This window comes from Actinomadura napierensis, from assembly GCF_039529375.1.
Classification (GTDB): domain Bacteria; phylum Actinomycetota; class Actinomycetes; order Streptosporangiales; family Streptosporangiaceae; genus Spirillospora; species Spirillospora napierensis.
The window spans coordinates 1-2,473 of the sequence record NZ_BAAAMR010000246.1 but is presented as its reverse complement, the minus strand read 5'-3'; the positions used below and the strand labels follow the sequence as shown (position 1 = coordinate 2,473).

Below are 2,473 nucleotides of genomic sequence, written 5' to 3'. Positions count from 1 at the left end.
CGGCCGTCAGCGGGGCGGAGGCCGCCAGTTCCGCGGCGACCGCGGCGACCGCGGTGGCCGGGACGGCGGCCGGGGGAGCGTCGGTCATGGTGCGCCCCCCGATCGGCAGGGCGTGGACGGCGGCCCGCGCGATCGCCTCGACCTCCTCGGCCGAGTGGTCGGCGGACGGGTTGCGGCGCATCCAGCGCACCAGCCGCAGCGGTTGGGCGAACACGATCCCGTCGGCGGTGAACGGCGCACGCGCCAGCTTGCCGCCGTGCACCGCCAGCACCGGCGTCACCGCCACCGGCGCGCCGTACCGCTCGGAGATCAGCCTCCCGGCCGCCTCGGCCCGCGCCGTCAGCCCGCCCACCAGCTTGGACTGGGTGCGGCCGTTGACGAACAGCCGCCCGCCGTGCCGGTCGATCTCCGCGTCCGGCGCCCACGCCTCGTTGTGCACCAGCCACACCCCGCCCGGCCCGACGACCAGCTCGTCGGCGGCCTCGTGCCCGGGCACGACCCGGCCGTGCAGCACCCGGTGGCCGCGCCGCTCCAGCGTCAGCCGCAGCGTCCGGTCCATCCGCTCGACGCCGCGCCGCCCGAGCCGCCACACCCGGGATGCGTTGTACAGGCGCCAATGCACCAGCGTGTCCGCGGACGCCAGCAGAACGGCCACCACGACTCCGAAAACAGCGTTCACCAGCATCCCGCACAGCACCAGCGACGCGACCGCCAGAAATGCGCGGGTCCGCAACCGGCCTTTTCGGCCACGCTGCCACAGCTCCTCGTAAACCGCCTGGGGTGAACCGCCGGTGAACGCCTCACGGCCGCGGATATAGATGGATTCGCCGAGCATCCCCAACCTCCAGCACCTGCGACGACGACCTCATTATGGCGATACCCGGCCGATTGTCGCCACACATGGCACGGTGATGGAAACCAAACGGCAAAGCAACCTCGGGAGCCCGTAGCATTGCTTACCTGGTCTTTTGCGGGGGTTGGCGCACCGATTCCTGGAGGGAACTTTGTACCATTCTGAGCAAATGATGAAATGCTCGATGCAAGTATCACCGTAACCCGCACGGCGCCTTTCATCGCGGTGGCGTTTCTCACATGGACGGTCACCCGCGGGCACCGGTACGGTCGTCTGCCGCCACACTGGACGGATGCATCTCAGCGCCGCCGAGGGCCTGCCGGTCCGCCATGCCGTCCCCGGGCTGCGCGCCGCGCTGGCCGCCCGCGGCGCCGCGGTCCTCGCCGCGCCGCCCGGCACCGGCAAGACCACCCTCGTCCCGCTCGCGCTGGCCGGCCTCGCCCTCACCGCCGGCGGCCCGGCTTCCGGCGGCCCGGCTCCCGGTGGCCCAGCTTCCGGTGGCAGGGTCCTGGTGCTGGAGCCTCGCCGGCTGGCCGCGCGCGCCGCCGCCCGCCGCATGGCCTGGCTGCTCGGCGAGCGCGTCGGCGGCAGCGTCGGCGTCACCGTCCGCGGCGAGTCGCGTCCCGGCTCCCGCGTCGACGTCGCCACCACCGGGGTGCTGCTCCAGCGCGTACAGGACGATCCCGAACTCGCCGGCGTCGGCACGGTGATCCTGGACGAGTGCCACGAGCGGCACCTGGACGCCGACACCGCGCTGGCGTTCCTGCTGGACGTCCGCGCGGCGCTCCGCCCCGACCTGCGGCTGGTCGCCGCGTCCGCCACCGCCGACACCGGCCCGTGGGCCCGGCTCCTCGGCGGCGGCGACGGCCCCGCGCCCGTGGTCGAGACCGAGGCCGCGCTGCACCCGGTCGAGGTGGTATGGGCTCCGCCGCCGCGCCCCGTTCCGCCGCCGCACGGGATGCGCGTCGACCCCGCGCTGCTCGCCCACGTCGCCGACACCGTCCGCCGCGCCCTCGCCGAACGCGACGGCGACGTGCTGTGCTTCCTGCCCGGCGTCGGGGAGATCGCCCGCGTCGCCGGACGGCTCGCCGGCGTCCCCGCAGAGGTGCTCCAGGTCCACGGGCAGGCGCCGCCGGCGGTGCAGGACGCCGTCCTGGCGCCCGCCACGGGCCGCCGCGTCGTCCTCGCGACCTCCGTCGCCGAGTCCAGCCTCACCGTCCCCGGCGTGCGGATCGTCGTGGACGCCGGCCTGGCCCGCGAGCCCCGCACCGACCACGCCCGCGGCCTCGGCGCGCTCACCACCGTCCGCGCGTCCCGCGCCACCGCCGACCAGCGCGCCGGGCGCGCCGGACGAGAGGCCCCCGGCGCCGTCTACCGCTGCTGGACGCAGGCCGAGCACGACCGGCTGCCCGCGCGCCCCCGCCCGGAGATCGAGCTCGCGGACCTCACCGGCTTCGCGCTCCAGGCCGCCTGCTGGGGCGACCCCGGCGCGGGCGGCCTCGCCCTGCCCGACCCGCCGCCGCCCGCCGCGATGGACGACGCCCGCGACGTCCTCGGCTCCCTCGGCGCCGTCCGCGACGGCCAGGTCACCCCGCGCGGACGGCGGCTGGCCGGCGTCGG

At 76.0% G+C, this 2,473-nt stretch carries 2 protein-coding genes; one reads left to right on the top strand and one right to left on the bottom strand.

Features of this window, described 5'->3' with window-relative positions; translation table 11 throughout:
- A partial coding sequence (locus ABD296_RS49170) for a hypothetical protein (protein ID WP_344285375.1) occupies positions 1-835 on the bottom strand: 835 nt, incomplete at its 3' end.
- 310 nt (positions 836-1,145) lie between these two features.
- Between ABD296_RS49170 and ABD296_RS49165 the strand changes: the two genes are divergently transcribed.
- Positions 1,146-2,473 (top strand): helicase-related protein (locus ABD296_RS49165; RefSeq protein WP_344285373.1); only part of this gene is annotated, 1,328 nt, incomplete at its 3' end.